This is a genomic window from Siccirubricoccus phaeus (genome assembly GCF_008360935.1).
GTDB classification, from domain to species: Bacteria; Pseudomonadota; Alphaproteobacteria; order Acetobacterales; family Acetobacteraceae; genus Siccirubricoccus; species Siccirubricoccus phaeus.
Genome location: NZ_SRXO01000004.1, coordinates 1 through 26,184 on the forward strand (window position 1 = coordinate 1; position 26,184 = coordinate 26,184).

A 26,184-nucleotide genomic window follows, 5' to 3' on the forward strand; every position below is an offset into this window, starting at 1 on the left:
CGGCGCGGGAGCCGGGGCCGCCGCGGCGGGGGCCGGCGTGGGCGCCGGGCCGGGTGCGGGCGGGGTCGTGGGTTCCGGCGCCGGCGGCGGGGCGGCGGCGGTTTCGGCAGCTTCCGCCGCCTGGCGGGCTTCCTCCTCGGCAAGCGCCTGGGCCTCGGCGGCCTCGCGCTCGCGGGCGGCCTCCTCCTCCTCGGCCTGGCGCCGGGCATCCTCTTCCGCCTTGCGGGCGGCTTCCTCGGCCGCGGAGCGGACCATCAGCGCCTGGCGCTCGCGCTCCTCGCGCTGGCGCTGCGCCTCCAGCCGGCGCTGCTCCTCCAGCACGCGCTGGCGGGTGGCCAGCTCAGCCTGGGTCAGCGGGCGGCCGGCCGCCGGGGCCGGGCCGCGCGCCTGCGGGCCGGCGGGGCGCTGGCCGCTCGTGCCACCCGCCGGGCGGGGGCCGCCCGGTGCTCCGCCGCTGCCGCCCTGGCCGGGCGCGGGGGGGCCGGCCGGGCGGGGGCCCGGCGTCACCACGCGCTTCTTCACCACCTCGACCTGCACGGTCTTGCTGCGACCATGGCTGAAGCTCTGGCGGACGCTGCCGGCGTCCACCGTCTTGCCGAGCTCCAGGCGGCTGCCGGCCGGCCGGAGGCTCAGCCTGCTCTTGCCTGCATCCTGGTCGTTCTGGTCACTCATGCGCTGGTCCGAACCCGATCCGTCTGCCGTCATGCCACTCATTTGCCATGGGAGTCAGACCGCATCGCCGCAGCCCTCGCCCCCGTTCCAACCCTGCGGCGCGACAGCCCGCGCCTGGCGTCAACTCTCCCTCCCCGGGCCGGGATTTTCCCGGCCCGTCCCGGCCGGCTGCGCCGCCGCCCCGGCCAGGCCGGAGAGGCGGCCCGCCTCCGCCAGGATGGCGTCCGCCAGCCGTCCGGGGGCGATCGCCACATGCACCGCGTGGTCGCGGCCGAAAATGCCGCCCAGTTCCGCCGCCGGCAGGGGCGCCACCACCGGGGTGCCGCGGCTGCCGACCAATCGCGCCCGTTCCGCCGGGCTGCCGTCCGAAGCCTCCACCAGCAGGCCCACCTTGCCGGCCTGCAACCACTCGCGTACCGCGACCCACCCGCTGACCGCCTGCCCGGCCCGCCGGGCCATGCCGACAAGGTCCCGGAGCCGGCCCCGCAGGCCATCCTCGATCCGCGCGCGAAGGTCGGGGGGCAGGTGCACGGTACCGCGGGCCGCCTTCTGGAAGGCGCCGCGCGTCACCGCGCGTTCTAACACATCGGCCCTGGCCGACAACCACATTCCCCGGCCCGGCAGCTTCCCCTGCAGATCCGGCACCAGATGCCGGTCCGGCCCGAGGACGAAGCGCAGCATTTCCTGCTTCGGCCGGACCTCCCGCGTCACCACGCAGCGGCGGAGGGGCCCCTTTTCCGGCAGCTCCTCCGTCTCGGCCGCCTCGGGCTCAGGCGGCCGGGCTGTCGCCATCCTCCGGCGCCTCCGTTTCCTCGCCCCCGCCTTCCCCTGCGGCCTCGGCCCCGCCTTCCTCGCCCTCGAACCAATGCTGGCGGGCCGCCATGATGATGGCGTTCGCCGTCTCCTCATCAAGGTCGTCGGCGCCGATGATCTCGATCAGCTCGTCGGAGGCGAGGTCGGCCAGGTCGTCCAGCGTCTTCACCCCCTTCTCGCCCAGCGCCACGAGCTGCGCCATGGTGAAGCCGCCGGCCTCGGCGACCGCATCCTCGACGCCCAGCTCCTGCCGGCGGGTATCCAGCTCCTCGTCGCGGCGGGCGAGGAAGGCCTCGGCCCGGCGCTTCAGCTCGGCGGCGACGCTCTCGTCGAAGCCCTCGATGCCGGCCAGCTCGTCATCCTCGACCGAGACGATGTCCTCGACCGAGGTGAAGCCCTCGGTCACCAGCAGGCCGGCGATGACGTCGTCCACGTCCAGCGCCTCGACGAAGAGGCCGCTACGCTTGCGGAATTCCTCCTGCCGGCGCTCGCTTTCCTCGGCCTCGGTCAGGATGTCGATGTCCCAGCGGGTGAGCTGGGAGGCGAGCCGGACATTCTGGCCGCGCCGGCCGATCGCCAGCGACAATTGGTCGTCCGGCACCACCACTTCAACCCGCCGCGCCTCATCGTCCAGCACCACCTTGGTTACCTCGGCCGGGGCCAGGGCGTTCACCACGAAGGTGGCGTTGTCCGGCGACCAGGGGATGATGTCGATCTTCTCGCCCTGGAGTTCCGCCACCACGGCCTGGACGCGGCTGCCGCGCATGCCGACGCAGGCGCCGACGGGGTCGATGGAGCTGTCCCGCGAAATGACCGCCATCTTGGCGCGGCTGCCGGGGTCCCGCGCCACCGCCTTGATCTCGATGATGCCGTCGTAGATTTCCGGCACTTCCTGGGCAAAGAGCTTTGCGAGAAAGCCCGGATGGGTACGGCTCAGGAAGATCTGCGGGCCGCGCGGCTCCTCGCGGACGTCGTAGATATAGGCCCGCACCCGGTCGCCGTTGCGGAAGGCCTCGCGCGGGATGGTCTCGTCGCGCCGCAGCAGGGCCTCGGCGCGGCCGAGATCGACCATGAGATTGCCGTATTCGGTGCGCTTGACCACGCCGTTCACGATCTCGCCGACGCGGTCCTTGTATTCCTGGAACTGCTTGCCGCGCTCCACCTCCCGCACCCGCTGGACGATGACCTGCTTGGCGGATTGGGCATTGACGCGGCCGAAATCGATCGGCGGCAGCGGGTCGATGATGAACTCGCCGGCCTGGATGCCGGGGCGGATCTTCTGGGCGATGCGCAAGGGAAGTTGCGTCGCCTCATTCTCCACCGGCTCCTGATCCACCACCTCGGTCCAGCGGGAGAGGCGGACCTCGCCGGTCTTGCGGTCGATGACCGCGCGGATGTCCTTCTCATGGCCGTATTTGGCGCGGCCGGCCTTCTGGATGGCCTCCTCCATGGCCGCCAGCACCTCGTCGCGCTCGATCATCTTTTCGCGCGCGACGGCATCGGCGACCTGCAGCAGCTCGGGGCGCGCGATGGCGATATCGACGGCCATGGGGTCAGTTCCTCTGGGTGGGCGCCGCGGTGGCGGCGATGAGTTCGTCGGTCAGCACCAATTTGGCCCGCCGGATATTGCCGCGCGGGAAGCTCATATCCGTCCCGTCCTCCAGCCGCAGCCGGGCCGTCTCGGCATCGGCGCCGAGGGCGATGCCCTTGAAGCGCTTGCGGCCCTCCTGCGGGACGAGAAGCTCGAGCTGCGCCAGATGGCCGGCGAAGCGGTTCCAGTCCTTGGTGCGGGTCAGGGGGCGGTCGATGCCGGCGGAGGAGACCTCCAGGGTCCATTCGCCCTTGATCGGGTCCTCGACATCCAGCACGGCGCCGACGGCGTGGCTGATCGCCTCGCAATCCTCGACGGTGAAGGGGGCCTCGTCGGCGCGGTCCGCCATGATCTGGACCACCGGGCGTTCCTTGCCGCTCACCTGCACGCGGACCAACTCGTAGCCCATATGCTCGATGGTCGGCGCCACCGCCTCGGCGATGCGCCCCTCCAGCCCCTCATGCTGCGGACGTTCGTGCTGCAAAAACAAAAAAGGCGGCCCGTGAAGGCCACCCCCCGAGAAACGGATGGTGTTTGATGCTGCCCTTTATAGGGGGGCGGGGGCGGGAATGCAAGCACGAGGTGCAGCAGCCGGCGGCGCCACGCCAGGCCGCGGCCAAGGCGTCAGCCGCCTCACCTGCCGGGCCGGGCAACCAGCCGGGCGTCCTCGGCCTGGTTCATTCGGCGAGGCCGGGACCGCTGCGACGCGTCCTCGGCGGGTTGCCGGTGCAGGTCGGCCACCGCCGGGGCTTCGGCCGCAGCGTCCTTCGCCTGCGACGGGCGGCACGCCCCCGGCCGCATCTCCTCCTCGAACCAGGCGATGCAGGCCCGCAGCCCGGTCTCCAGCGGCACGCAGGGCGACCAGCCGAGCAGGCGGCGCGCCAGGGTGATGTCCGGCCGCCGCCGCCGCGGGTCGTCGGCCGGCAGCGGGCGCCGCACCACGGCGGAGCGCGAGCCCGTCAGCGCCAGGACCCGCTCCACCAATTGCGCGACGTTGAGCTCCACGGGGTTGCCGAGGTTGACCGCGCTCGGCACCGGCGTCGCCAGCGATCCGAGCCGCCGCAGCCCGTCGATCAGGTCGCTGACATAGCAGAAGGAGCGGGTCTGGCTGCCATCGCCATACAGGGTGATGTCGGCGCCGGCCAGCGCCTGGGTGACGACGTTCGACACCACGCGCCCGTCATCCGCGCGCATGCGGGGGCCATAGGTATTGAAGATCCGCGCCACCCGCACATCGGCACGCCCGGCCCGCAGATAGTCGAAGCAGAGCGTCTCCGCCGCGCGCTTGCCTTCATCATAGCAGGCGCGGGGTCCGGTCGGGTTGACATGGCCCCAATAGCTCTCGACCTGCGGATGGATCTCGGGGTCGCCATAGACCTCGCTGGTCGAGGCCTGCACGAAGCGCGCGCCCGTGCTTTCCGCCAGGCGCAGCAGGTTGCGGGTGCCCAGCACGCAGGTCAGCAGCGTGTGCTCCGGATCCCCCTGGTAATGCGGCGGCGAGGCGGCGCAGGCCAGGTTGAACACCGCTTCCGGGCGCCGCGCCGCCAGGGCCGCCGGAAGCGGCTCCGTGATGTCGGCTTCGATGAGGGTGAAGCGCGGATCGCGCGCCAGATGCCGCAGGTTCTGCCGCCTTCCGGTGACGAAGCTGTCGAGGCAGATGACCTCGGCGCCTTCGGCCAGCAAGGCATCGCAGAGATGCGAGCCGAGGAAGCCTGCTCCGCCCGCGACGAGGGCTGTCCTATGCCTGCCGTTCCGCACCGGGTCACCTTTCAATCCACAGGTCCAGCAGCCATGCTCAGAAGCGATCCGCCACGAAGCGCCGGCCGCGCTGCCGCGGCCCGCAAATGGCCTTCGAATTCGGCGGCTCGATGGGCGGCCGTGTGCTGCCCGAGCACCCGGCGCCGGGCCGCCGCGGCCAGCCGGTCGCGCGGCGCGTCACGGCTGTCGAGCAGCACGTCCAGGACGGTTCCGGCGTCTGCCGCCAGCAGGATCTCCTCGCCCGGCATGAACAGCGTCTCCAGCCCGTCCCAGGCATCGGAGATCACCGGCGTGGCGCAGGCGGCGGCCTCGAAGAGCCGCACGCTCGGGCTGTAGCCGGCGCGGATCATGTCGGCGCGGGTGACGTTCAGGGTGTAGCGGCTGGCGGCGTAGAAGGCGGGGTGGTCGATCGGCGGCACATGCTGGATGCGCTCGACATTCGCCGGCCAGTCGATCCCGTCCGGATATTGCGCGCCCGCCACGGCGAAGCGGAGCTGCGGCGCCCGCCGCGCCGGCTCCAGCAGCAGCCGCTCCAGCGTCGGCTGCCGGTCGTCGCTATAGGTGCCGAGATAGCTGAGATCCCAGCGGCGCGGCAGGTCGAGTGGGCGATAGGCCTCGGCATCCGCGGAGCAATACAGGACGCGCGCCGCCGGCGAGCCGTAGCGGCGCATCAGCAGGTCGAGCGTCGGCCCGCCGGTGAAGGAGAAATAGACATCATAGCCCGGGATCAGCGCCGGCGAGAGGTAGTCCGCGTCACCGTGCGCCAGCCTGGCCAGCGTCACCGGCGTGTCGATGTCGTAGAAGGCGGTGACGCCGCCGGCTTCCTGCTGCACGAAGCGCCCGACCGCGACGCCCTCCGGCACGTAGGAGCCGACCACGACGGCATCGGCTGCGGCGATCTCCGCCCGCCAGTGCGCCAGCTCGTCGAGCCCGCGATAGAGCGCAAGCCGGCAGAAATCGGGTTCGGGCAGGTCGCGGTGGGCGGCGTACCAGGGCACGTCACGCTCCAGGAACAGCATTTCATGCCCGCGCGCGGCGAAGGCGCGCAGCAGGGCGCGCCAGGTGGTGGCATGCCCGTTCCCCCAGGCGGAGCTGAGGCTGAGGCCGAGAACGACGAGGCGCATGGGCGGCTCCGTCACGCCGCGCTCTCCCATTTGCGGCCAGCCTGCTCCCGCAGCAGCGCATCCACCGTGGCGCCGCGGCTGACATAGCAATGCTCGGCGAGGATGCGGGCCCGCGCCGCGGCGCCGATCCGCCGCGCGCGCTCCGGCGTCAGCGCTTCCAGATGCGCCGCGACATCGGCGCCGTCCCGCGCCACCAGCACCTCCTCCCCCTCCTGCAGAAACAGCTCGAGCCCGATCCAGGCATCGGTGATGAGGCAGGCGCCGGCGCCCGCTGCCTCGAAGACGCGGGTCGCGGGCGAGTAGCCGATGGCGGCCATGCTGTCCCGGGCGATGTTCAGCACCGCCAGCGGGGTGGTGTTGAAGGCGTTGTGCTCCCGCGTATAGACATGGCCAAGATGCCGGACATTCGCTGGCATCTCTTTGCTCTCCCAGCCATTGCCGCCGATCAGGAAGGCCCGCTGCGGCAGGGCGGCGGCGGGGCGGAGGAAGAATTCCTCCACCCGCGCCTCGCGGTCCGGCAGCCGGTTGCCGAGGAAGGCGAGGTCGGCGGCGAAGCGCGGCTCCGCTGGCACCGGATGGTGCGTCGCAGGGTCGAGCGCGTTGTAGACCGGGACGCAGCGCCGTGCGCCGAAGCCCTCATAGGCCGCGACGACCGGCGGCCCGCCGCCATAGGTGAGGACCAGGTCGAGTGTCGGCAGCGCCTGGCGCAACGGATCCCCGGGCCCGGCGTCCCGCAGCTCCGCCAGGGTCGCCGGCGCATCGACATCCCAGAAGATGCGGATGGCGTTCGGCCGCGCCGCCTGCAGGACGCCGGTGAGCAGCTCCTCATCATAGACGCCGACGCCGCTGGCCTTCACCACCACATCCGCCAGCGCCGCCTCGGCCACCACCTCGTGCAGCCCCGCCTCGGTCGCCGGCCAGACCCGGACCTCGGCCCAGTCCGGCGGGTCCATGTCGCGGTGCTGCTGCCGGCCGAAGGCGTCCGGCTCGTAGAAGGTGATGCGGTGTCCGCGCCGGGCGAGGTCCGAGAGCAGGCCGCGGTAATAGGTCGCGGCGCCGTTCCAGTAGGAGGACAGCAGGCTGGAGCCGTAGAAGGCGATTCTCATGCATGCACCCCCGTCATGGCGCCGATGATGTGCAGCAGCTCCTCGGCACGGTGGGCGCAGCTATGGCGCGCCCTGATCGTCGCCAGGCCATTCGCCACCAAAGCAGCCCGCAGCGCCGGATCGTCGCGCAAGGCGCCGAGATGGCGCGCCATCTCGGCCCCGTCGTGGGCGACCAGGTAATCCTGGCCCGGGCGGAACAGCCCTTCCTCATCGCGCCACGGCGCGGTCACCAGCGGGATGCCGCAGGCCAGCGCCTCGAAGACGCGGATGGTCGGAATGCCGGGCAGCAGGTCCACATAGAAGCGGCGTGGCACATGCACCGTCGCCAGATGCCGGGCGAAGGCCTCCGGGGCCCCGACATTGGGCAGCCAGCCGTGATAGCGCGCGCCGTACCGCGCCAATGTGGCCAGCGCATGCTGCGGGTAGCGGACGCCATGGATGTCGAGCGGCAGCCCGACCTCCCGTGCCGGACGCAGCAGGAATTCCTCCAGCTCCACGCTGCGCTCGTCATCGCCCCAATTGCCGATCCAGATGAGCCCATCGCGCTCGGGCTCGCGCACCGGCGGATGGAACAGGCCGGTATCGGCGGCCTCATGCCAGACGACGACGCGCCTGCCCCAGCCCCAGCGCCGATAGACGCGGGCCAGGGCCTCGCCAAAGGCCAGGATGCCGTCATAGCTTTCAAGGTCGTCGCGGCGCATCGACTCGGGGTCGCTGACCGCGCGGTGATGCGTGTCATGGAACAGCAGAAGGAAACGGCCGCCCTGCCGCCGCGCGCGGCCGAGCGCGGCGATCAGCCAGGGCTCGTTCCACTCATGCGCGATGATGACGTCGGCGCCCTCCAACGCTGGCAGCATCTCCGCCTCGCCCCGGTAGCGCTGCGACCGCAGCCCCGGATAGGCATTGCGCCAGATCTCCAGCGCCGCCGCGCCATGGTCGCGGCGCAGATTCTCGGCGCTCCATGCGTCGGCGGGCTCCCAGGCGCAGACATCATGGCCCCGCGCCTGCAATGCGCTCAGCACGCCCCGCAGGAAATGCGCGTTGCCATGATTCCAGCAGGAGGTCAGGGAGTGGGTGAAATAGACGAGCTTCACGCTGCCTCCCCTGCCGCCGCCGCGGCGGGCGCCTGCAGCAGCTCGGCATAGATGCGCAGCATGTCCCTGGCCATGGTCCCCCTGCCGTAGCGGCGTGCCCGCTCCCTGCTCGCAGCGCAGGACGCGGCCCGGCGTTCCCGGTCTTGCAGCAGGTCGCCGATGGCTGTGGCAAAAGCGCGCCCATCGCCGGGTGGCACGAAGAGCGCGGCGCCGTCCCATAGCTCACGGAAGCTCGGGATATCCGAGAGCACCAGGGCGCAGCCGGCCTGCGCCGCTTCCAGCACGGCGAGGCCGAAGGGCTCGTACCGCGCCGCGCTGACGAAGACGGGCCCCTGTGCCAGTACCGCGGCCATGGCTTCGGCGTCGAGCCGCCCGAGCAGCCGAAGGTGCTGCAGCGCGACGCAGGCGCCGTTCGGCCCGGCGACGGACCCGGCCGCGAGCACGGGCCAGCCGAGCTGCGCCGCCGCCCGGTCGAGGGTGGCGACATCCTTACCCTCGTCCCAGAGGCGTCCGGCGGTGAAGGCGAAGCCGGCCTGTGCGATGGCGGCTGCGCGTGGCGCGGCGCAGCCATTGTGGACGACGCGCGGCAGGCGCGGCAGGGCATAGGCCGCCGCCGTGGCCGCGGCGAAGGCGGCCGTCGGCGCGACCAGCATGTCGCTGGCGGCGTAGCCGGCAGCGAGCAGTCTGCTGCGCCAGGCGAAATCCGCCGGCATCGGCCCGCGGCGCATGCTGTGCCACCAGGTGGCGAGGCAGGAATGGCAAAGCCCGACGACCGGCACCCCGAAGCGCGTCCCGGCCGCGAGGGCCGGGTTGTTGAGATGGAGGAGGTCCACCCCCTCCCGTGCTACCCAATCGGCCAGCGCCCGGGTCGCCGCCGCCACTGCCTCGGGCGTCTCCGCCAGCCAGTCCAGCGGCAGGTTGCTCTCCCGCAGCTCCAGCCCCGGCACGGCAGCGGCCGCCGCCCGCTGCGCCGCATCGGCTGGCGGCCCCAGCAGAAGGAGCACCGTTGCGACGCCCTGCTCGGCAAGGCCGGCGGCAAGGTTGAGCGCATAGGTCCAGATCCCACCGACCGTGTCCGCGGTCATCAGGATGCGGCGCGGCCCGGGCCGCGCGCCTAGCGGCAACAGCTCGCCTCGAGCTCGGCCAGCGAGGCCGGATGCTCCTCCTGGATATCGCTGAGCCTGTCGAATTGCGCGAGGTAGTGGGCATGCGCGCGCTCCCAGGCTGCCTCGTCCGGCGCGCCGAACAGCCGGTGGTAGTCCGGTGAGCTGGGATAGGGGTAGAGCGGCACCGGGTCATTCGCCCATACGCCGCCACGCTGCAGCCGCTCTCGCCAGGCGGCAATCATCGCCTGGTCGTCGCCTTCCGTCCTGATGAGGTTGGCCTGGACGAAAGGGACCCGGCGCCTGGCGTAGAGCAGGCGGTCCGTCAGCTCCTCGGTCGAGCTGCGGCAGTTCTTGTCGAGCGCGGCGCGGCCCGCCTCGGTCAGGCTCTCGACGCCGGCTTCGATGGAGACGCAGCCGGCTTCGCCCAGCAGGTCCAGCATCTCGGGCTTCCAGAGGTCGATCCGCGTCTGCATCCCGAATTGCAGGTGGCGGGTCGCCAGCGCCTCCAGGAGGGCGCGCTGGGGCAGGAAGATCTCGTCGATGAAGTAGAGGTAGCCGACACCCTGGGCGCGCAGCCCGTCGATCTCCTCGAGCAGCAGCGGAAGGTCGCGGCGGCGATACTTGTCGCGGAAGTCGATCTTGGCGCAGAAGGTGCAGTTATAGGGGCAGCCGCGGGAGGCCTCGACCTCGGCGCCCGGCACATCCGGATGCGCGTCGAAGCGGTGATGGTGGTGCCGGTGCCGCGCGATCCAGGCCTCCGGCCAGCGCAGCGCCGGCAGGTCGGTGAAGCGCCCGGCATGCGGCGCCCCGGTGACGCGCACGGCGCCCGAGGCCTCGTGGAAGGCGATGGAGGGCGTGGCGGAAAGCGGGCCGCCTTCGGCCAGACGGGCGACGATCTCCTCGCACTCCCCGCGCACCACGACATCGGCGCCAAGCTTGCGCAGCGCCGCGCCGGGGGTGGCCGAGCCATGCGGGCCGACTGCCACCGTCCGGCCGCCGCGCGCGCCGAGCAGGGCGAGGAATTCCCGCGGCAGCCGCAGCTCCGGCTGGGCGCAGCGCCAGAAGAGATAGCTTGGCGCCGTGGTGACGACCGTCATCTCCGGTGCGTAGGCGGCGACCTGGGCCACCAGCTCCGCCATCGGCAGCCCGCAGAGATGCCCGTCCAGCAGCAGCACATCATGGCCCGCTGCTTCCAGCAGCGCCCTGCTGTAGCCGAGCTCCAGCGGCAGATGCGGCTCGCGGCAGCCGAAATAGATGCTGCCGGCGAAGTCCCAGGGCGGATTGACGAGGGCCACCCTCATCGCAGCGCCTCCATCACCTGCGGCCTGGGCCGCGGCAGCGTGGTGGCAACTGGCCCCTGTTCCCGCCGCAGCCATTCCAGCAGAAGGGCAACGCCGGTGCGCCAGGGCGTCGCCGGGCGCAACCCCAGCGCCTGCATCGCGCGCCTGGTGTCGGAGACATAGTAGCGCTGGTCGCCGGCCCGCCAATCGCCATAGGCCACGCGGACCGGGCGGCCGGTCAGCTCCTCGATCGCCTGCAGCAACTGCTGCAGGCTTATGGCATTGGCGGGGCCGCCGCCCAGGTTGAAGGCCTGGCCCGCCACCGCGCCGATCCGCCGCCAGGCCGCCAGATAGGCGTCCACCGCGTCTTCCACATAGAGCACGTCCCGCACCTGGCAGCCATCGCCATAGATGCTGATCTCCTCGTGGCGCAGGGCGCGCAGGAGGAAATGCGCCACCCAGCCTTGATCCTCGGTGCCCATCTGGTGCGGGCCGTAGATGCAGCTCATGCGGAAGACGGCGGTGGGGATGCCGTAGCTGCGCGCCCAGTCCAGCACGTACTGATCCGCCGCGCCCTTGGAGCAGCCATAGGGCGTGTGGAAGTCGAGCGGCCGGTCCTCGCCGATGCCGCGGGCGCGGAGCGCCGCGTCCCGCGGTAGGTAGGCGTTTTCCACCAGCGCCAGCGGGATATCGACCAGATTGCCATACACCTTGTTGGTGCTGGCGAAGATGACCGGCGTGGCAGTGCCACGCCGCCGCACCGCGTCCAACAGCAGAAAGGTGCCGTGGAGGTTGGTGCCGAAATCCTCCTCCGGCGCCAGCATGCTGGTGGTCACCGCTACCTGGCCGGCCAGATGGTACACCACCGCGACATCGCGGACGGACTCCGCCACCGCCGCCGCATCCCGGATATCGGCGATCCGGACGGAGATCCGCTGCGGGTGCTGCGCCTGCAGCCAGGCGAGGTTGCGCTCCACGCCCGGCCGCAACAGGGCGTCGAGGATCAGGACATCATGGCCTTCGCGGGCCAAGCGGTCGCAGAGATTCGCACCGATGAAGCCGGCGCCGCCGGTCACCAGCACCGGCTTGCGGCCGCCCGGCAGGGGCGCGGCGACATCGCCAGCCACCGTCACGCGACCAGCCCCCGCGCCTCAAGCTCCCGCCGTGCCTGCTGCACGCGGTCCTCCGCCTGCTGCTGCGCCACCCATTCCGCCAGCTCCGCCAGGCCTGCGCTGAAATCATGCCGCGCGGCATAGCCCAGCACCTCGCGCGCGCGGGTGAGGTCCGGAATGCAGTGGCGGACATCGCCGATCCGGGCCTTGCCGGTGATCTCCGGCGCCAGGGCGCGCCGGCCCATCGCCTCGGCCAGCAGCGCGGCCACTTGGCTCACCGTGCGGTCCTCGCCGCTGGCGATGTTGAACACGCCGCCGGCCGCACGCGGATGCTCCAGCGCGAGGATGAAGGCCTCGGCCACATCCTCGACATGGACGAAATCGCGGCGCTGCAGGCCATCCTCGAAGATCATCGGCCGCTGCCCGTTGTGCAGCCTGGCGGCGAAGATGGCGAGCACGCCGGTGTAAGGGTTCGAGAGAGCCTGGCCCGGGCCGTAGACATTCCACAGGCGGAGCGCAACGCCTTCCATGCCGTAGGCGGGCGCCAGGGTCAGCGTCAGGCGTTCCTGCACATATTTGGTGATGGCATAGACGGAGGCGAGCGCGGGCTGCTTCCATTCCGGCGTCGGCAGCGGCCGCAGCGGCTTCCCCCTGGAATCCACCGGATCCCAGGGGGCGTTGTCGGCCGCCCTGGGCAGCCGCACGACATCCTGCAGGCAGTTTCCCTGCGAGTCCTGGTACAGGCCCTCGCCATAGATGCTCATCGAGGAGGCGACGACCACGCGGCGGACCGGTTGCTCGATGAGCTGCTGGAACAGCACCGCGGTGCCGTGGTCGTTCACCGAGACGTAGCGGTCCACGGCATACATGCTCTGGCCGACGCCGACCTCGGCAGCCAGGTGCACCACCTTGTCCACGCCCTGCAGCGCGCTTTGCACCGCCGCCGTGTCCCGCACATCGCCGATGCGCAATTCTGCATCGGGATCGAGGCCCACCGGCTGCAACGCATTGCCATGAACCTGCTCGATCATGCTGTCCAGAATCCGCACGCGATGGCCGCGCGAGAGCAGCGCCCGGGCGAGGTGCCTGCCGATGAAGCCGGCCCCGCCGGTGATGAGGATGCTGTCACCCACTCTCTGCCTCCGATCCCGCGCGGGGGAGCATGGTCCGTTGCGGCCGAGCGCCACCGCGCGCGTGCGATCCTCGCGGCGCCGCGACATGTGACTGGTTGCTCGACCGTTCGCGCAACGCTGGGACCGGGGCGGAGATCAAACAAGAAGGTCGTCACAAATTGGTGTTCCCGGGATGATTGCCACGGGCAAACGGAACGCGAAGCGTTGCGCAGCGATCTCTGACCCGGGTGGCGCGGAACCTCGCCGCGACCCCGGGACCGATGGAGGGGAAGCTTGGGATCCAAGGCAGTGCGGGTGGCGCTGATCGGTATCGGCAACTGCGCGTCCTCCTTTGTGCAGGGCCTGTCCTACTACCGGGATACGCCGCCGGGGGCCGCGGTGCCGGGTCTCATGCACAGTGAACTCGGCGGCTACCGCATCGCCGATATCGAGCTGTCCGCGGCATTCGACGTGCATGCCGGCAAGGTGGGGCGCGATGTCTCGGAGGCGATCTTCGCCGCGCCCAACAACACGCAGCGCTTCAGCGCCGTGCCGCCACTGGGCGTCCCCGTGCAGCGCGGCCCAACGCTGGACGGCCTCGGCCGCCATCTCCGCGAGGAGGTAGAGGAGGCGGAGGCGCCGGTCTGCAACGTTGCCGAGGTGCTGGAGCGGTCCCGTACCGATATCGTCGTGTCCTACCTGCCGGTCGGCTCTCAGGCGGCGACGGAGTGGTACGCGGCACAGGCGCTGCGCGCCGGCTGCGCCTTTGTCAATTGCGTTCCGGTCTTCATCGCGTCGGACCCCGCCTGGCAGGAACGCTTCGCAGCGCGCGGCCTGCCGCTGGTCGGCGACGACATCAAGAGCCAGGTGGGCGCCACCATCGTGCACCGGCTGCTGGCCAACCTGTTCCGCGAACGTGGCGTACGCCTCGACCGCACCTACCAGCTCAATTTCGGCGGCAACACCGATTTCCTGAACATGCTGGAGCGCGAGCGGCTGGAGAGCAAGAAGATCTCGAAGACCCGCGCCGTGACCAGCCAGCTCGACGCGCCTCTGCCGGCGCAGGATGTGCATGTCGGGCCCAGCGATTTCGTGCCGTGGCTGGGCGACCGCAAATGGGCCTATATCCGCATGGAAGGCACCAGCTTCGGCGACGTGCCGCTCAATATCGAGCTCAAGATGGAGGTCTGGGATTCGCCCAACTCCGCCGGCGTGGTGGTCGATGCGGTGCGGTGCGCCAAGCTGGCGCTGGACCGCGGCATCGGCGGCGCGCTCGTCGGGCCGTCCTCCTACTTCATGAAGTCGCCGCCGCAGCAATTCACCGACAGCGAGGCCCGGGAGCGGACGCTGCGCTTCATCGCCGGCGAGAAGTAAGGCACGGGCGTGGCGACGACGGTCCTGCTCATCCGCCATGCCGCGCATGGCGTGGTTGACCAGCTTCTCTGCGGCCGCATGCCCGGCATCCATCTGGGCGAGGCGGGGCGGCGGCAGGCAGAGGCCCTCGCCGCGCGCCTCGGCGGGGCAGGGCTGCGGGCCATCCATGCCAGCCCGCTGCCGCGGGCCTGGGCAACGGCCCTGCCGATCGCGTCCCGGCATGGCCTCAGGCCGATGGCCTCAGAGGAGCTGATCGAGATCGATTTCGGCGCATGGACGGGCAGGAGCTTCGCGGCGCTGGGCGACGATCCGCATTGGCGGCGCTGGAACGCCGCACGTGCCGCCGAACGGCCGCCGGGCGGCGAAACCATGCAGGAGGCCGGGCAGCGTGCCTTCGCCTTTCTCCAGCGCGCGGCCGCGGAACATCCGGACGGTGTCATCGCGGCGGTCAGCCATGGCGATGTCATCAAGGCGGTGATCGCCCGGGTGCTGGGCGTCTCCGTCGATACCCATGCGCGGTTCGAGATCAGCCCCGCAAGCCTCAGCCGGATCCGGCTCTGGCCGGACGGTGCCAAGCTCCTCAGCATGAATGAGCTGCCTGACGAATGACCGACTCCTCCAAAGGCGATCCGCCGCATCACCTCGGGCCGGAGGCGATCCGCCGCCGCGCCGAGGCGCTCGGCCCCTGGTTTCACAACCTCGACCTGGGCGGCGTCCGTACGGCACCGGACCATTTTCTCGGTGATTATCCTGCGGTGAAATGGCGGCGCTTCGCGCATGCGGTTCCCCGGGATCTCAGCGGCAAGAGCGTGCTCGACATTGGCTGCAATGGCGGCTTCTACGCGCTGGAGATGAAGCGGCGCGGCGCGGCGCGCGTCGTCGGTATCGATTCGGACCCCGGCTACCTGGCGCAGGCCCGCTTCGCGGCCGAGGTGACCGGGTTGGACGTCGAGTTCCGCGCCCTTTCGGTCTACGACGTCGGCGTATTGCAGGAGCGGTTCGATCTCGTTCTCTTCATGGGCGTGCTGTACCATCTGCGGCACCCCTTGCTGGCGCTCGACCTGATCCATGAGCATGTCGCCGGCGACATGCTGATCTTCCAGTCCATGCAGCGCGGTTCGAGAAGGGTGGGCGCGGTGGTCGAGAACTACGAATTCTGGGAGACGGCGCAGTTCGACCGGCCCGACTATCCGAAGCTGCACTTCGTCGAGCATCGCTATGCGCATGACCCGACGAATTGGTGGGTGCCGAACCGTGCCTGCACCGAAGCCATGCTGCGCAGCGCGGGCTTCGAGATCACCGCGCATCCGGAGGAGGAGGTCTATATCTGCGGCTGCAACGCGGCCCGGCCGGCGGATGGCGCGGTTTATCCCGCACGGGGGAAGCACGCATGATCGAAGCGGCGATGATCTGGAATGAGCCGAACAACAAGTCGCATTGGGACCCTGAACTCGATCCGGGCTGGGGGCTCTTCGCCGAGATGGCGATCTGCGCCGCCCAGGCGATCCGGGCGGAGCATCCTGGCCTGCCGCGCGTGCTTGGCGGGATCTCGCCGATCGACCCCGCTTTCATTCGCACCCTCGAGACCCGTGGCGTCCTGGCGCATCTCGAGGCGGTCGCGGTGCATGGCTTTCCGCTCGACTGGAATCTGTGGCAGATCCACGAATGGCCCGCGAAGATCGAGGAGATCCGGGCGGTCACCAGCCTGCCGGTCTGGGTGTCGGAAGTCGGGGTATCCTCCTTCGGCGCCGAGGAAGTGCAGCTCTGGGGCTTGCAGCGGACGGCGGAACTGCTGACGGGCGTCGCGCCGCGCATCCAATGGTACAGCCTCTACGACCTGCCCCGCAGCTGGGAGGCCACGACCCGGCACAAGGAGGCGGAGGGCTCCTCCTACTACCGGCATTTCTACATGGGCCTCCTGCGCGAGGACGGCACGCCGAAGCCGGCGCTCGAGGTCTTCGCGCGGCACACGCCGGCGCTTGGCCTTTGCCAGTGGTTCCATTTCGAGGATCACCGCCTCGACGACGCCGTGGCGTGGATGAAGCGTCTGGGCGTGCGCTACCTGCGCACGGGCCTGTCCTGGGCCGACAGTTTCCGGCCCGATGCGCTGGCGTGGTTCGACCGGCAGATGGCGGCGCTGGAGGATTTCGACGTCACCATCACCTTCTGCTTCACGCCGGAGCATCGCGGCATCGCGCCGCACCACACCAGCCCACCTTTGGTGAAGGAGGAGTTCGCCGAGTTCTGCGCCGCGATGATCCGCCGCTACGCACGGCGCTGAGGCGGGGCGCCTATCCGGCGGCGCATGCCTGAGGGCCGTTCCGCCGCGCTGCGAGTTGGCGCAGCTCGGCGGCGACCCGGGTGATGACCGTGGACCAGTCGCCTGGCCGCGGCTGCCGGAACAGGCGCATGGTCGGGTACCAGGGCGTGTCCTCCCGGTCCTCCATCCAGCGCCAATCCGCCTCGTGGGCGAGAAGTGTCCAGACCGGCAGGCCGAGCGCGCCGGCGAGATGCGCTGGCATGGTGTCCACGCTGATGACCAGGTCCAGCCGGCACATCACCGTCGCGGCTTCGAGGATGTCATCCCTGCCCGCGGGAATGCCGAAACCCCCGGGACAGTCCCGCAGCGCCTCGCCCCGTTGCAGGATGTGCAGCGCGACGCCGGGGATGTCGCGCAACGGCGCCAGGGCGGGGAAGGGGACCGAGCGCTGCGCGAAATTCCAGTCTCCGGCACGCCAGACCAGGCCCACCGCAAGCTTGCGCCCGTGCCGCGGGCGTATGGGGGCAGGGGGAAACAGGTAAGGGATTCCGGCGGGCAGCGTCGCGGGCGTGACGCGCAGGATGTGCGGCAGCTCCATGATCTCCGCATCGACGTCATATGCGAATTCGGGCGTGCCGTTATGCAGGGGGAGCAGCCTGCCGCCATTTGGCATGGTGCGCAGCAGCGGGATCAGTGCCTCCTGCGCCCATATCGTCAGCTCGGCGGCACGCGCCTTCACGATGGGCGCAAAGCGGATGAACTGGATGGTGTCGCCCAGGCCATGATAGCAGCGCAGCAGCACCCGCCTGCCGTCGAGGGGCGTGCCGTTCCAGATGGCCTGCAGGTGGCGGGGCCGGTGCCAGTCCTGCGCATCGCCGCGTTGGTGCAGCACGGCATCGCTGATCCGCCAGGCGAGGTCCCATTCCCCCCGCAGCATGTGGCGTTTCCAGACAGCACCCAGGTCGCTGGTCACGAAGCGCTACTCGTCCGCAGTCCCGACGAGGCAGGAACGAGCTGCCCTTGCAGCGGTTCCACAAGGGCGGTGGAAATCGTTGCGCACGCGCCTCGGCCTGAACGGGCGATCGCCGTCGAGGTGAGCCGCCGCTCGAGCCAGGAATAGGGCCTGCGGCTGCTTTCCTCATCCGCGCCACTGCCCCGAAGTGGACGAGACGGTGCGCAGCAGGCTCAAGCTGCCCGGCCGCGGCGGAAGCCCCGAGCACAATGGCCGGGCGGCACCGCCCGCCTCACAGAGCGCTGGTCCGGGCATGGGCGAACCGCCTGGCAGCGGCCTGCAGCACATGGACCAACGAGGCGGTTCATGGTATGTTCCAGGCTTGCTATGGTGGCATGGGATGGACCGCCGATCTCCTCGCAAGATCATCCATGTGGACATGGACGCCTTCTACGCATCCGTGGAACAGCGCGATGACGCAACGCTGCGCGGCCGGCCCGTGGCGGTCGGCCATGGCGCGGCCCGCGGCGTCGTGGCCGCGGCCAGCTACGAGGCCCGGGCCTCCGGTGTCCGCTCCGCCATGCCCTCGATCACGGCGCTGCGCAAATGCCCCCAGCTCATCTTCGTACCGCCGCGCTTCGAGGTGTACCGCGCCATCTCCCAGCAGATCCGCGCCATCTTCGCCGAGTACACGCCCCTGATTCAGCCGCTCTCGCTGGACGAGGCCTATCTCGACGTCACCGAGAACCTGCGGGGCCTGCCGACGGCCTGGGCGACCGCCAAGGAGATCCGCGCCCGCATCCGAGAGGAGACCGGCCTGACCGCCTCGGCCGGTATCTCCTACAACAAGTTCCTGGCGAAGCTTGCCTCGGACCAGCGCAAGCCCAATGGCCAGTTCGCCGTCACGCCGGAGATGGGGCCGGCCTGGGTGGAGACGCTGCCGGTCGCGCGCTTCCACGGCGTGGGGCCGATGACGGCGAAGCGCATGCAAACCCTCGGCATCGAGACCGGCGCCGATCTCCGGGCGAGGTCGATGGAATTCCTGCAGGAACATTTCGGCAGCGCCGCCGCCTGGTACTACGCCATCGCCCGCGGCCAGGACGACCGGCCGGTGGACCCCGACCGTATCCGGAAATCCTCCGGTTCGGAGACCACCTTCGGCCGTGACCTGGTCGAGCCGGCCGAGATCGAGGCCGGCGTGCTGCGCATGGCCGATGATGTCTGGGCCTGGTGCGAGAAGATGCGGGCCTTCGGCCGGACCGTGACGGTGAAGGTGAAGTTCGCGGATTTCCGGCAGATCACCCGCAGCCGCAGCCACGCCTTCGTGCTCGCGGAGCAGGAGCAGCTCCGGCAGGTGAGCCTGGACCTCATCCGCTCGGTCTATCCGCCCCGGACGGGCATCCGCCTGGTTGGCGTGACCGTTTCCAACTTCGCCTCCGGCGAGCCTGGCGACCTGCCCCTCTTCGCGGAGGCGAGTTGATGGCGCGCCGCGCGGGCAGCGCCGACCTGCCGCTGCATGGCGGCCGCGTGCCGCCCTGGCTGGGCCGGCGCATGACGCGGCTGGGCGCGGTGATCACCGAGGCCATCATCCTGGAATACGGGCGCGACGAGCTGCTGCGGCGCCTCGCGCATCCCTTCTGGTTCCAGTCCCTCGGCTGCGTGATGGGGATGGACTGGCACTCTTCCGGCATCACCACCAGCGTGATCGGCGCGCTGAAGCGCGGGCTCGCGCCGCTGTCGAAGGAGCTGGGCCTGCATGTCTGCGGCGGCCGGGGCCGGCACAGCCGGGAGACGCCGGCGGAGCTCCTCGCGGTCGGCGAGCGCGTGGGGCTGGACGGCGAGGCGCTGGCCCGCGCGAGCCGCCTGGTCGCGAAGGTGGACAGCGCCGCGGTGCAGGACGGCTTCGACCTCTACCTGCACGCCTTCATCGTGGCGGATGACGGGCGCTGGGTCGTGGTACAGCAGGGGATGAGCGACGAGCGGCGGCAGGCCCGGCGCTACCACTGGCTCTCCGAGGGGATGGCGAGCTTCGTCGAGGCGCCGCATGCGGCGATCGAGGGCCGCGGCCAGGGCCGGATCGTGAACCTGACGGACCGCCGCGCGGCGGCCTCGCGCGGGCGCCAGCTCGACCTTCTCGGCGGCATCGGGCCGGACGGCATCCTGCGCGAGCTGGCGCGGATCGAGGGTCGGTCGGCCGGCCCGCAGCCTCTCCTGCCGCATCTCGTCATGCCCGCCCATCACGATGTGCGGGCGGAGGACGTGGTCGCGCGGCGGCTGCACGGCGCCCTGGCCGCGGCGGCGGATCGCGGGCCGCAGGATTTTTCCGAGCTCCTGCTGGTGCCGGGCATCGGGGCGCGGACGGTCCGCGCGCTGGCGATGGTGGCCGAGGTGGTGCACGGCGCACCCTGCCGCTTCACCGACCCGGCCCGCTTCTCGCTCGCGCATGGCGGCAAGGACCGGCATCCCTTCCCGGTGCCCATACGGGTCTATGACCGGACGATCGAGGTCATGAAATCGGCCGTCCTGAAGGCGAAGCTCGGCAATGAGGAGGAGCTGGCCGCGATCCGGCGGCTGGACGACCAGGCCAGGCGGCTGGAACGGGCGGCGACGGGCCCTTCGGTCCCGGCGCTGATCGCGGCGGAGCGCGCCAGCTCCCATGAATATGGCGGCCGCAGCGTCTTCGGCTGGGAGCCTCCGCCGGGCAAGGCGGAGACGGGCGGATGACCGATCTCTTCGGCACGCCGGTGCTCCCCGGGCTGGAGGCCGCGAGCGGGCTCGTGACGCCGGCGGAGGAGCGCGCGCTGATCGCCGCGATCGACGGTGCCGGCCTCGCGCCCTTCCGCTTCCAGGGCTGGGAGGGCAAGCGGCTGACGGCCTCCTATGGCTGGACCTATGATTTCGCGACCGGCCGCCTGAGCCAGGGCCAGCCGCTGCCGGGCTGGCTGCTGCCCTTCCGCGACCGTGCCGCCGCCTTCGCCCGGCTGCCGGCGGAGGAGCTGGTTCAGGCGCTGCTGATCCGCTACGGCGCGGGCGCCGGCATCGGCTGGCACAAGGACCGCCCCGCCTTCGGGCATGTCGTCGGCCTCTCGCTCGGCGCCCCGGCGGTCATGCGCTTCCGCCGGCGGCGCGGCGAGCGGTTCGAGCGCGCGAGCCTGCCGCTGGAGCCCCGCGGGGCCTATCACCTCAGCGACGAGGCCCGGCACGGCTGGGAGCACAGCATCGCCGAGATGGACCGGCCGCGCTGGTCGGTGACCTTCCGCAGCCTGGCTGGGCGGGTGCCCTAGTGTTCTGGTTCCGAACCCCTGCGGACTTCGAAACCAGGACACCAGCTTTTATTTTCAGTGGTCTGCTTGTCCGCTCCCTGTGCATTTGCCGCTCACCGCGCAGCCCCACAGCTTCACCGCGGCTCCGCACCGCCAAATGCCGGACGAGACATCCAGGTCTGAAGTCGGGCGCAGCGCATCATGTCCCCCGCCCGCCGGACCGTCGGTGGAGCAGCGAGAAACGCGATTGACAATCAGTCGCATATAGCCTGAGTTCTCGCCCGGGCCGCTTGCAGACGGAGGCTGACATGCCGCCAGGGCCGTTGGCGCGTCGGGACAGCTTGTGTCGCGGGTCAGCGCAGTGGACCCGTCGATGCCCGTCCGTATCCAGGATCATTTCCGGCGGCCGTGGCCCGGCATGCAGGCCAGCGCCTCGGCCGCTCCGACCGTCTGGCGCCCGCCGGTTCGGATGCGTGGCCGCCCCTCTGGCCAGCGCTTGCGCCGAGGTCGCCGCGCTGGACGTCCCCGGCAACGATGTGCTCGGCGCCGCAAGTGTGATCCTTGGCGTCGTTCTCGGATCAGGTGCCGCGGTCGCGGTGCCCGCCCGCAGGCAGGTCGTCGGCGGTGGCCCAGCGGTGCGCCTCTGATGGCTACCGTTCCGGCGACGGTGTCCTGGCGCTTGCCGGGTTTCGCGCCGGTGCTCGCCATCGCTTGCGGCGCTCTTTACGTCCTGAGGGGCAAGGCCGACTGGGCTGCCCTCGCATGGCTGGCAGGCTTTGTCGCGTCGAGCCTGATCCGGGCGCGTCGCACGCCGGGCTGGCGCGACAACCGGATCGACGATCGCCGTGATGTCGGGGAGGAGCGTATCCTGCTGGCCTTGGCTTTCCTTGGCATGATGGCGCTGCCACTGCTCTGGCTGGCGACCCCGCTGCTGGACTGGGCCGCGCGCCCACGCTCCGCCGCAGCGGCCTGGCTCGGCGTGGCGCTGTTGCCCCCCTATCTGTGGCTGTTCCACCGCTCCCATGCCGATCTCGGGCGCAACTGGTCGCCGACGCTGGAATTGCGCGACAGCCACAGGCTCGTCACGGCCGGCGTGTATGCCCGCATCCGCCACCCGATGTACGCTGCGATCTGGCTCGGCACCCTGGCGCAGATGCTGCTGCTGCCGAATTATGTCGTCGGGCCGGCTGGCGCGCTCGCCTTCGCGATCATGTATGCGCGGCGGGTGCCGCATGAGGAGGCCATGATGCGCGCGCGCTTCGGCGACGCGTATGACCGCTACACCGCCCGGACCGGGCGCCTGCTGCCCCGCTTTTGCGCCGCACCCGACCGCTGAGGAGTCGCAGCCAAGCCATGCATAGCCATTCGCCGGAAGCCTACGCCTACGACCACAGCTTCGGCCAGGACGCAAGACGGCCGCAGGAACGCGGCGTCGTGCTGGTCGCCTGGGTGACCGTCGCGGCCATGGTCGTGGAGGTCGCCGCCGGGCTCGCCACCGGCTCGGTCGCCCTGCTCGCGGATGGCGCCCATATGGGCACGCATGCGGCCGCGCTCGGCGCCGTGGCCCTGGCCTATCGCTTCGCCCGCGCCCGCGCCGGCGACGCGCGCTTCGCCTGGGGCACCGGGAAGGCGAATGCGCTGGCGGCCTTCGGCGCGGCGGTGATGCTCGGCGTCGTGGCGCTGGGCGTTGCGGGCGAGGCGGTGGAGCGGCTCTTCGCGCCAGCCCCGATCGCCTTCGGGCCGGCACTCTGGGTGGCGACATTCGGCCTGCTGGTGAACCTTGGCTGCGCCTGGCTGCTGCATGCCGGAGGGGAGCATGCCCACCATGAGCATGAGCCCCACAACCACGGGCACGGGCACGGAGACCATGCCCACCGCGCGGCCCTGCTGCATGTCCTTGCGGACGCGGCCACGTCCGTCGCAGCCATCGTGGCTCTCTGGGCGGCCTGGGGTACCGGGCTGTTCTGGCTGGACCCGCTGATCGGCCTCGCCGGCGCGGGCCTTGTCGCGCGCTGGGGCTGGTCGCTGGCGCGGGACAGCGCCGGCACGCTGCTCGACCGTGAGGCGCCGGCGCCGCTGCGCGACGCCGCCCGCACGGCATTGGAAGCCGACGGAGATGCGCGCGTTGCCGACCTGCATCTATGGTCGGTGGGCCCCGGCGCCTGGACGCTCGTCGCCTCCGTGGTCGCGCATGACCCGCGGGAGCCGGAAGTCTACAAGGCGCGGCTACCGGGCCATATCGCGATCCATCACCCGATCGTCGAGGTACGGCGGTGCGCGTGATTCCGCGTCGCGCGGCGCCATCGGCCTCGCCACGCCCATGGCCATCTCAGCGCGAATAGCCCAACCGGTCGACGCCGCGGCGACCGAAGGTCAGCCCTGCCGCAGCAGCACGGACGGGTTGACCCCGTAGCGGTCGCGGAAAAGCTGCGTGAAGTGGCGCGGATTGGCATAGCCGACGCGCCGTGAGACCTCGCCGACGGCCGCCCGGTTCTCCAGCAGTAATTGATGCGCCATGCGCAGTCGTGCGCGCGTCAGGCACTCATTGACCGTCGTGCCGAATTGCGCGCGGAAGCCGCTCTTCAGCTTGCGCTCGTTCAGGCCGACCTTGCGGGCCAATTCGCGGATGCACCAGGCATGGCCAGGGCAGGAATCCAGCATGCGCCGCGCTTCCCGCAACCGGGCGTGGTCCCGGTCGCAGCAGCAGATGTCGGGCGGCCGCCGCAACGCGCTCAACCCGGCGGTGGCCAGCTCCAGCGCGCCATAGGCGAGCAGCAGCAGCTCCTCGCCCCCGCCGGCCGTGCCGCGCAGGGCGATCTGTGTGGCGATGGATCCCATGGTCTCGGGCGTCGGCATGGCACCCGCCCATAATTCCGGGACATCCAGGCAGCATAGAGGGTGGCAACTGCCCAGGGATGGCGCTTCGTCGCCAAGCCGGTCCAGGAAGCAGAGCGAGAGCAGCACTTCCACGGCCAGCAGCCGCGCCCCCGGCGATATGTGCCATCGCCCCGCCAGCTCCCTCCGGGCGAAGCGCAGCGTGGTCGTTCCGCTTTTGCAGGGGAGGCTGCTGCCGGCTCCATCGCGATGCCGCAGCCTCTCCTGCCCGGCCCCGTCCAGCACCACCGTCAGGCTCAACCCCGGCTCGCGGGAAAACTCCACTACCGGGTCGGATGCCAGCTGATCCCAGACGGCCAGTTGCAGCCCGGGATGGATAGCCACGAACCGCGAATTGGAGCCGTATTCGGACTGGCGCCGGCTGGTTGGGGAGTGCGCCGGGCAAGCCTCGCAGCTTCCCGCGCAGCTTTCTCGGGGGATCGGCATGACTCGTGCATAATGATAATGACTATCATTTGCATGTCAACGCTCCTGCTCCGGCGATGCCGTCCTGTGCGATTTCGTCCCGATTGCTGCGATCGCCTGGCCCGTTCCCGGTAGTGGGCGGCGAGCAGCCACCGCAAGGTTACGCCCCTGAAGCTCACCGCATGTCCAGGATCCTATGGCCCGCTCCCGACCCTCCAGCCATGGCCTCAGGGGCCCCCGCGCCGTATTCCTGCTGGGCCTGTCCCTTGCTCCCTGCACATCCCTGGCCCAGGTGACAGGCCCCGGGGGCGGCCCTGACGCCTCCCCGGTCCAGGCGGAAACGCCCGGCATCGCCCTGCCCGAGCTGGTCGTCACCGGCACCAAGCGGGCGCAGGACCCGATGCGCGTGAACGGCACGCTGGAAGCGGTGGAGGCGGAGGATTTGGCCGCGCGCAATCTGCGCTCGATCGACTCCCTGCAGCGGATCTTTCCGGACCTCACCGTCCAGCCGCGCTCCGGACGCATCTATTCCAACGTCACGATGCGCGGGCAGACCTCGTCCGATTTCTACAACCCTTCGGTCCAGCTTCTGGTCGATGGGCTGCCGCAGGATTTCTCGCTGTTCGGCCAGCTCCTTCCGGTGCAGGTCGAGCGGGTCGAGGCGCTCTACGGTCCGCAGGGCACGCTCTACGGCGCGGGCGCGGTCGGCGGCGTGCTGAACGTCGTCACGCGCCGCCCCGACGACACCTTCCGCATCGGCGGCTCCGCCAGCTACAGCAGCCGGCAGCGCGACACCGGCGTGCTGCTGAACACGCCGATCGTGCCAGGCGCCCTCTATGCCGATCTCTCGCTGAATTGGCGGGAGCAGTTCGGCAATTACCGCGCCCCGCAGGGCGACGATGCCTTCGGCGGCACGCGCGACATCGGCGTACAGGGCCGCCTGCGCTACGCCCCGGCCGGCAGCCCCTGGGACATCATGGTCACCGCCCTCCACAACGTGGTGCATTCCGCCGAGGAGCAATTCGTGCTGGGCGATGCCGGGATGCGCAGCCGCCGCGTCGTGCCTTTCGATTCGCACTACCGGCTACGGACCGACAGCTACGGGCTGATCGCCTCCTACGACCTGGGCGGCGCGGTGGTCTCCGCCCTCACCGGCTACCAGGACCGCGATCTCGACCGCACCATTCAGGGCTTTCACACCCCGGAGACCCAGCGCTCCTTCAATCAGGAGCTGCGCATCGCCTCCACCCGCGGCGCGCTGCGCAGCCTGGACTACGTGGCCGGCCTCTACTTCCAGAACCTGGATTTCACCCGGCGCGTGCCACGGAGCCTGCAGACCTCCAGCCAGACGATCCGCTCCTACGCCGGATATGGCGAGCTGACCTGGCACGTCACCGACCGGCTGGACCTGACCGCGGGGCTCCGGGTGGACCGGATCGAGACGGAAGCGAAGGCCGAAGGGTTCATCAATTTCCGACAGAACCGGGACGACACCGCGGTCACGCCCAAGGTGGCGGTCGGCTACCAGATCACGGAAGGGCTGCGCGCCTTCGCGCTCTACAGCACCGGCTTCAAGCCGGGCGGCTTCACCCGCACCGTCTCCGCCCTCAACGCCTCCTTCGCCTACGGCACCGCGAACACCGATAATTTCGAGATCGGCCTGCGCGGGCTGCTCGATGAGGGGCGGTACGAATTCAGCATCAGCGGCTATTACAGCTACACGGATGGCTACCAGGCCTTCGTCGGGGCGCAGCCCTCCCAGTACCTGCAGAATGTCGGGGATGTGCGCTCCTACGGCCTCGATGCGCGGGTCACGGCGCGGCCCTTCCCGGGGGCGCGGATCACCGGGGCGCTGGGCCTGAACGACGCCCATTACGCCCGCTACCGCGACCCGACCGGCCAGGGCCAGGATTTCAAGAACAACCGCCCCGCCTACGCGCCGCCGGTGACGGCGAGCGCCGAGGCATCCTACGCCATCGACCTGCCGGGCACTGCCGGCCAGCTCATCCCCTTCGTGGCGCTGACCTATGTCGGCCGCACCTGGTTCGATGAGGCCAATACGGTGGGGCAGGGCTCCTACACGCTGGTGGATGCGGGGCTGAGCTGGGTGCTGAACCCCAACCTGCGCGCCGATTTCTACGCCAACAACCTCGGCGACAAGCGCTACGCCACCTATGGCTTCAGCGGCGGGCCGCTGGGGAATTTCTACCAGCTCGGCACCGGGCGCGATGTGGGCCTGCGGCTCACCGCGAATTTCTGACGGCGGC

General features: G+C 70.7%; 24 protein-coding genes. 10 read left to right on the forward strand and 14 right to left on the reverse strand.

The features are described from left to right. The 12 genes from E5N76_RS06745 to E5N76_RS06800 form a co-directional block, all read right to left on the reverse strand. A partial coding sequence (locus E5N76_RS06745; RefSeq protein WP_187830019.1) for a translation initiation factor IF-2 associated domain-containing protein occupies positions 1–672 on the reverse strand: 672 nt, incomplete at its 3' end. Between the two features lie 120 nt (positions 673–792). Further along, positions 793–1,464 carry an RNA-binding protein gene (locus tag E5N76_RS06750; RefSeq protein WP_149536530.1) on the reverse strand — a complete coding sequence of 224 codons (672 nt, stop codon included), beginning with the start codon at positions 1,462–1,464 and terminating at the stop codon, positions 793–795. Continuing rightward, complete coding sequence (gene nusA, locus E5N76_RS06755; protein ID WP_149536531.1) at positions 1,442–3,034, reverse strand: transcription termination factor NusA; 1,593 nt, start codon at positions 3,032–3,034, stop codon at positions 1,442–1,444. Before nusA ends, E5N76_RS06750 begins: the two co-directional genes overlap by 23 nt. Before the next feature lie 4 nt (positions 3,035–3,038). After that, the gene (gene rimP, locus E5N76_RS06760; protein WP_149536532.1) at positions 3,039–3,560 is read right to left on the reverse strand and encodes a ribosome maturation factor RimP; all 522 of its coding nucleotides are present in this window, start codon (positions 3,558–3,560) and stop codon (positions 3,039–3,041) included. Positions 3,561–3,709: 149 nt separating this feature from the next. After that, a complete protein-coding gene (locus E5N76_RS06765) occupies positions 3,710–4,834 on the reverse strand; it encodes a UDP-glucuronic acid decarboxylase family protein (RefSeq protein ID WP_149536533.1) in 1,125 nt (374 codons plus the stop codon). 11 nt (positions 4,835–4,845) lie between these two features. Then, on the reverse strand, positions 4,846–5,973 hold the full coding sequence (locus tag E5N76_RS06770; RefSeq protein ID WP_149536534.1) for a CgeB family protein: 1,128 nt from the start codon (positions 5,971–5,973) through the stop codon (positions 4,846–4,848). Then, on the reverse strand, positions 5,970–7,064 hold the full coding sequence (locus E5N76_RS06775; protein ID WP_149536535.1) for a CgeB family protein: 1,095 nt from the start codon (positions 7,062–7,064) through the stop codon (positions 5,970–5,972). The genes E5N76_RS06770 and E5N76_RS06775 overlap by 4 nt, the downstream gene beginning before the upstream one ends. Further along, positions 7,061–8,158 (reverse strand): CgeB family protein, encoded by a 1,098-nt coding sequence (locus E5N76_RS06780; RefSeq protein WP_149536536.1) that lies wholly within the window; start codon positions 8,156–8,158, stop codon positions 7,061–7,063. Before E5N76_RS06780 ends, E5N76_RS06775 begins: the two co-directional genes overlap by 4 nt. Then, positions 8,155–9,243 carry a glycosyltransferase family 4 protein gene (locus tag E5N76_RS06785; protein WP_149536537.1) on the reverse strand — a complete coding sequence of 363 codons (1,089 nt, stop codon included), beginning with the start codon at positions 9,241–9,243 and terminating at the stop codon, positions 8,155–8,157. The genes E5N76_RS06780 and E5N76_RS06785 overlap by 4 nt, the downstream gene beginning before the upstream one ends. A gap of 29 nt (positions 9,244–9,272) precedes the next feature. Continuing rightward, positions 9,273–10,565: a TIGR04295 family B12-binding domain-containing radical SAM protein gene (locus E5N76_RS06790; RefSeq protein WP_149536538.1), complete on the reverse strand. Its 1,293-nt coding sequence runs from the start codon at positions 10,563–10,565 to the stop codon at positions 9,273–9,275. Next, positions 10,562–11,677: an SDR family NAD(P)-dependent oxidoreductase gene (locus E5N76_RS06795; protein ID WP_235907598.1), complete on the reverse strand. Its 1,116-nt coding sequence runs from the start codon at positions 11,675–11,677 to the stop codon at positions 10,562–10,564. The genes E5N76_RS06790 and E5N76_RS06795 overlap by 4 nt, the downstream gene beginning before the upstream one ends. Then, positions 11,674–12,789 carry an NAD-dependent epimerase/dehydratase family protein gene (locus tag E5N76_RS06800; RefSeq protein ID WP_207791889.1) on the reverse strand — a complete coding sequence of 372 codons (1,116 nt, stop codon included), beginning with the start codon at positions 12,787–12,789 and terminating at the stop codon, positions 11,674–11,676. The genes E5N76_RS06795 and E5N76_RS06800 overlap by 4 nt, the downstream gene beginning before the upstream one ends. Positions 12,790–13,062: 273 nt before the next feature. On the opposite strand from E5N76_RS06800, the gene E5N76_RS06805 reads away from it, so the two are divergent. The 4 genes from E5N76_RS06805 to E5N76_RS06820 are packed head-to-tail and all read left to right on the forward strand — an operon-like array spanning position 13,063 to position 16,423. Then, positions 13,063–14,142, forward strand: coding sequence for an inositol-3-phosphate synthase (locus E5N76_RS06805; protein WP_149536540.1), 1,080 nt, complete (start codon positions 13,063–13,065; stop codon positions 14,140–14,142). Between the two features lie 9 nt (positions 14,143–14,151). Continuing rightward, positions 14,152–14,751, forward strand: a complete 600-nt coding sequence (locus E5N76_RS06810; protein WP_149536541.1) for a histidine phosphatase family protein — start codon at positions 14,152–14,154, stop codon at positions 14,749–14,751. Beyond that, on the forward strand, positions 14,748–15,536 hold the full coding sequence (locus E5N76_RS06815; RefSeq protein WP_149536542.1) for a TIGR04290 family methyltransferase: 789 nt from the start codon (positions 14,748–14,750) through the stop codon (positions 15,534–15,536). Before E5N76_RS06810 ends, E5N76_RS06815 begins: the two co-directional genes overlap by 4 nt. Next, positions 15,533–16,423, forward strand: a complete 891-nt coding sequence (locus E5N76_RS06820; protein WP_149536543.1) for a glycoside hydrolase 5 family protein — start codon at positions 15,533–15,535, stop codon at positions 16,421–16,423. Before E5N76_RS06815 ends, E5N76_RS06820 begins: the two co-directional genes overlap by 4 nt. A 10-nt stretch (positions 16,424–16,433) precedes the next feature. Here the strand turns inward: E5N76_RS06820 and E5N76_RS06825 are convergent, their stop codons facing one another. Beyond that, the gene (locus E5N76_RS06825; RefSeq protein WP_149536544.1) at positions 16,434–17,375 is read right to left on the reverse strand and encodes a glycosyltransferase family 9 protein; all 942 of its coding nucleotides are present in this window, start codon (positions 17,373–17,375) and stop codon (positions 16,434–16,436) included. A gap of 418 nt (positions 17,376–17,793) precedes the next feature. Here E5N76_RS06825 and dinB point away from each other — a divergent pair, with 418 nt between their 5' ends. The 5 genes from dinB to dmeF all read left to right on the forward strand — a co-directional run bounded on the left by dinB (position 17,794) and on the right by dmeF (position 22,900). Further along, positions 17,794–18,834: a DNA polymerase IV gene (dinB, locus tag E5N76_RS06830; RefSeq protein ID WP_408021694.1), complete on the forward strand. Its 1,041-nt coding sequence runs from the start codon at positions 17,794–17,796 to the stop codon at positions 18,832–18,834. Beyond that, the gene (locus E5N76_RS06835) at positions 18,834–20,078 is read left to right on the forward strand and encodes a DUF763 domain-containing protein (RefSeq protein WP_149536546.1); all 1,245 of its coding nucleotides are present in this window, start codon (positions 18,834–18,836) and stop codon (positions 20,076–20,078) included. Before dinB ends, E5N76_RS06835 begins: the two co-directional genes overlap by 1 nt. Next, on the forward strand, positions 20,075–20,638 hold the full coding sequence (locus tag E5N76_RS06840) for an alpha-ketoglutarate-dependent dioxygenase AlkB (protein WP_149536547.1): 564 nt from the start codon (positions 20,075–20,077) through the stop codon (positions 20,636–20,638). Before E5N76_RS06835 ends, E5N76_RS06840 begins: the two co-directional genes overlap by 4 nt. 625 nt (positions 20,639–21,263) lie before the next feature. Next, positions 21,264–21,953, forward strand: a complete 690-nt coding sequence (locus E5N76_RS06845; RefSeq protein ID WP_207791890.1) for a protein-S-isoprenylcysteine O-methyltransferase — start codon at positions 21,264–21,266, stop codon at positions 21,951–21,953. A gap of 17 nt (positions 21,954–21,970) precedes the next feature. Beyond that, entirely contained in the window at positions 21,971–22,900 is a 930-nt protein-coding gene (gene dmeF, locus E5N76_RS06850) for a CDF family Co(II)/Ni(II) efflux transporter DmeF (RefSeq protein ID WP_149536548.1), read from the forward strand. Positions 22,901–22,990: 90 nt separating this feature from the next. On the opposite strand, the gene E5N76_RS06855 is transcribed toward dmeF, so the two are convergent. Further along, on the reverse strand, positions 22,991–23,776 hold the full coding sequence (locus tag E5N76_RS06855; protein WP_187830020.1) for a helix-turn-helix transcriptional regulator: 786 nt from the start codon (positions 23,774–23,776) through the stop codon (positions 22,991–22,993). 433 nt (positions 23,777–24,209) lie between these two features. Between E5N76_RS06855 and E5N76_RS06860 the strand changes: the two genes are divergently transcribed. Further along, on the forward strand, positions 24,210–26,177 hold the full coding sequence (locus tag E5N76_RS06860) for a TonB-dependent receptor (RefSeq protein ID WP_187830021.1): 1,968 nt from the start codon (positions 24,210–24,212) through the stop codon (positions 26,175–26,177). Positions 26,178–26,184 lie beyond the last annotated feature (7 nt).

Excerpts from the sequence above, each read along its gene's own strand:
- E5N76_RS06750 (WP_149536530.1), bottom strand. The coding sequence starts at position 1,464 with ATGGCGACAGCCCGGCCGCCTGAGCCCGAGGCGGCCGAGACGGAGGAG.
- nusA (WP_149536531.1), bottom strand. The coding sequence starts at position 3,034 with ATGGCCGTCGATATCGCCATCGCGCGCCCCGAGCTGCTGCAGGTCGCC.
- E5N76_RS06775 (WP_149536535.1), bottom strand. The coding sequence starts at position 7,064 with ATGAGAATCGCCTTCTACGGCTCCAGCCTGCTGTCCTCCTACTGGAAC.
- E5N76_RS06785 (WP_149536537.1), bottom strand. The coding sequence starts at position 9,243 with ATGACCGCGGACACGGTCGGTGGGATCTGGACCTATGCGCTCAACCTT.
- E5N76_RS06790 (WP_149536538.1), bottom strand. The coding sequence starts at position 10,565 with ATGAGGGTGGCCCTCGTCAATCCGCCCTGGGACTTCGCCGGCAGCATC.
- E5N76_RS06815 (WP_149536542.1), top strand. The coding sequence starts at position 14,748 with ATGACCGACTCCTCCAAAGGCGATCCGCCGCATCACCTCGGGCCGGAG.
- E5N76_RS06820 (WP_149536543.1), top strand. The coding sequence starts at position 15,533 with ATGATCGAAGCGGCGATGATCTGGAATGAGCCGAACAACAAGTCGCAT.
- dinB (WP_408021694.1), top strand. The coding sequence starts at position 17,794 with ATGGACGCCTTCTACGCATCCGTGGAACAGCGCGATGACGCAACGCTG.
- E5N76_RS06835 (WP_149536546.1), top strand. The coding sequence starts at position 18,834 with ATGGCGCGCCGCGCGGGCAGCGCCGACCTGCCGCTGCATGGCGGCCGC.
- E5N76_RS06840 (WP_149536547.1), top strand. The coding sequence starts at position 20,075 with ATGACCGATCTCTTCGGCACGCCGGTGCTCCCCGGGCTGGAGGCCGCG.
- E5N76_RS06845 (WP_207791890.1), top strand. The coding sequence starts at position 21,264 with ATGGCTACCGTTCCGGCGACGGTGTCCTGGCGCTTGCCGGGTTTCGCG.
- dmeF (WP_149536548.1), top strand. The coding sequence starts at position 21,971 with ATGCATAGCCATTCGCCGGAAGCCTACGCCTACGACCACAGCTTCGGC.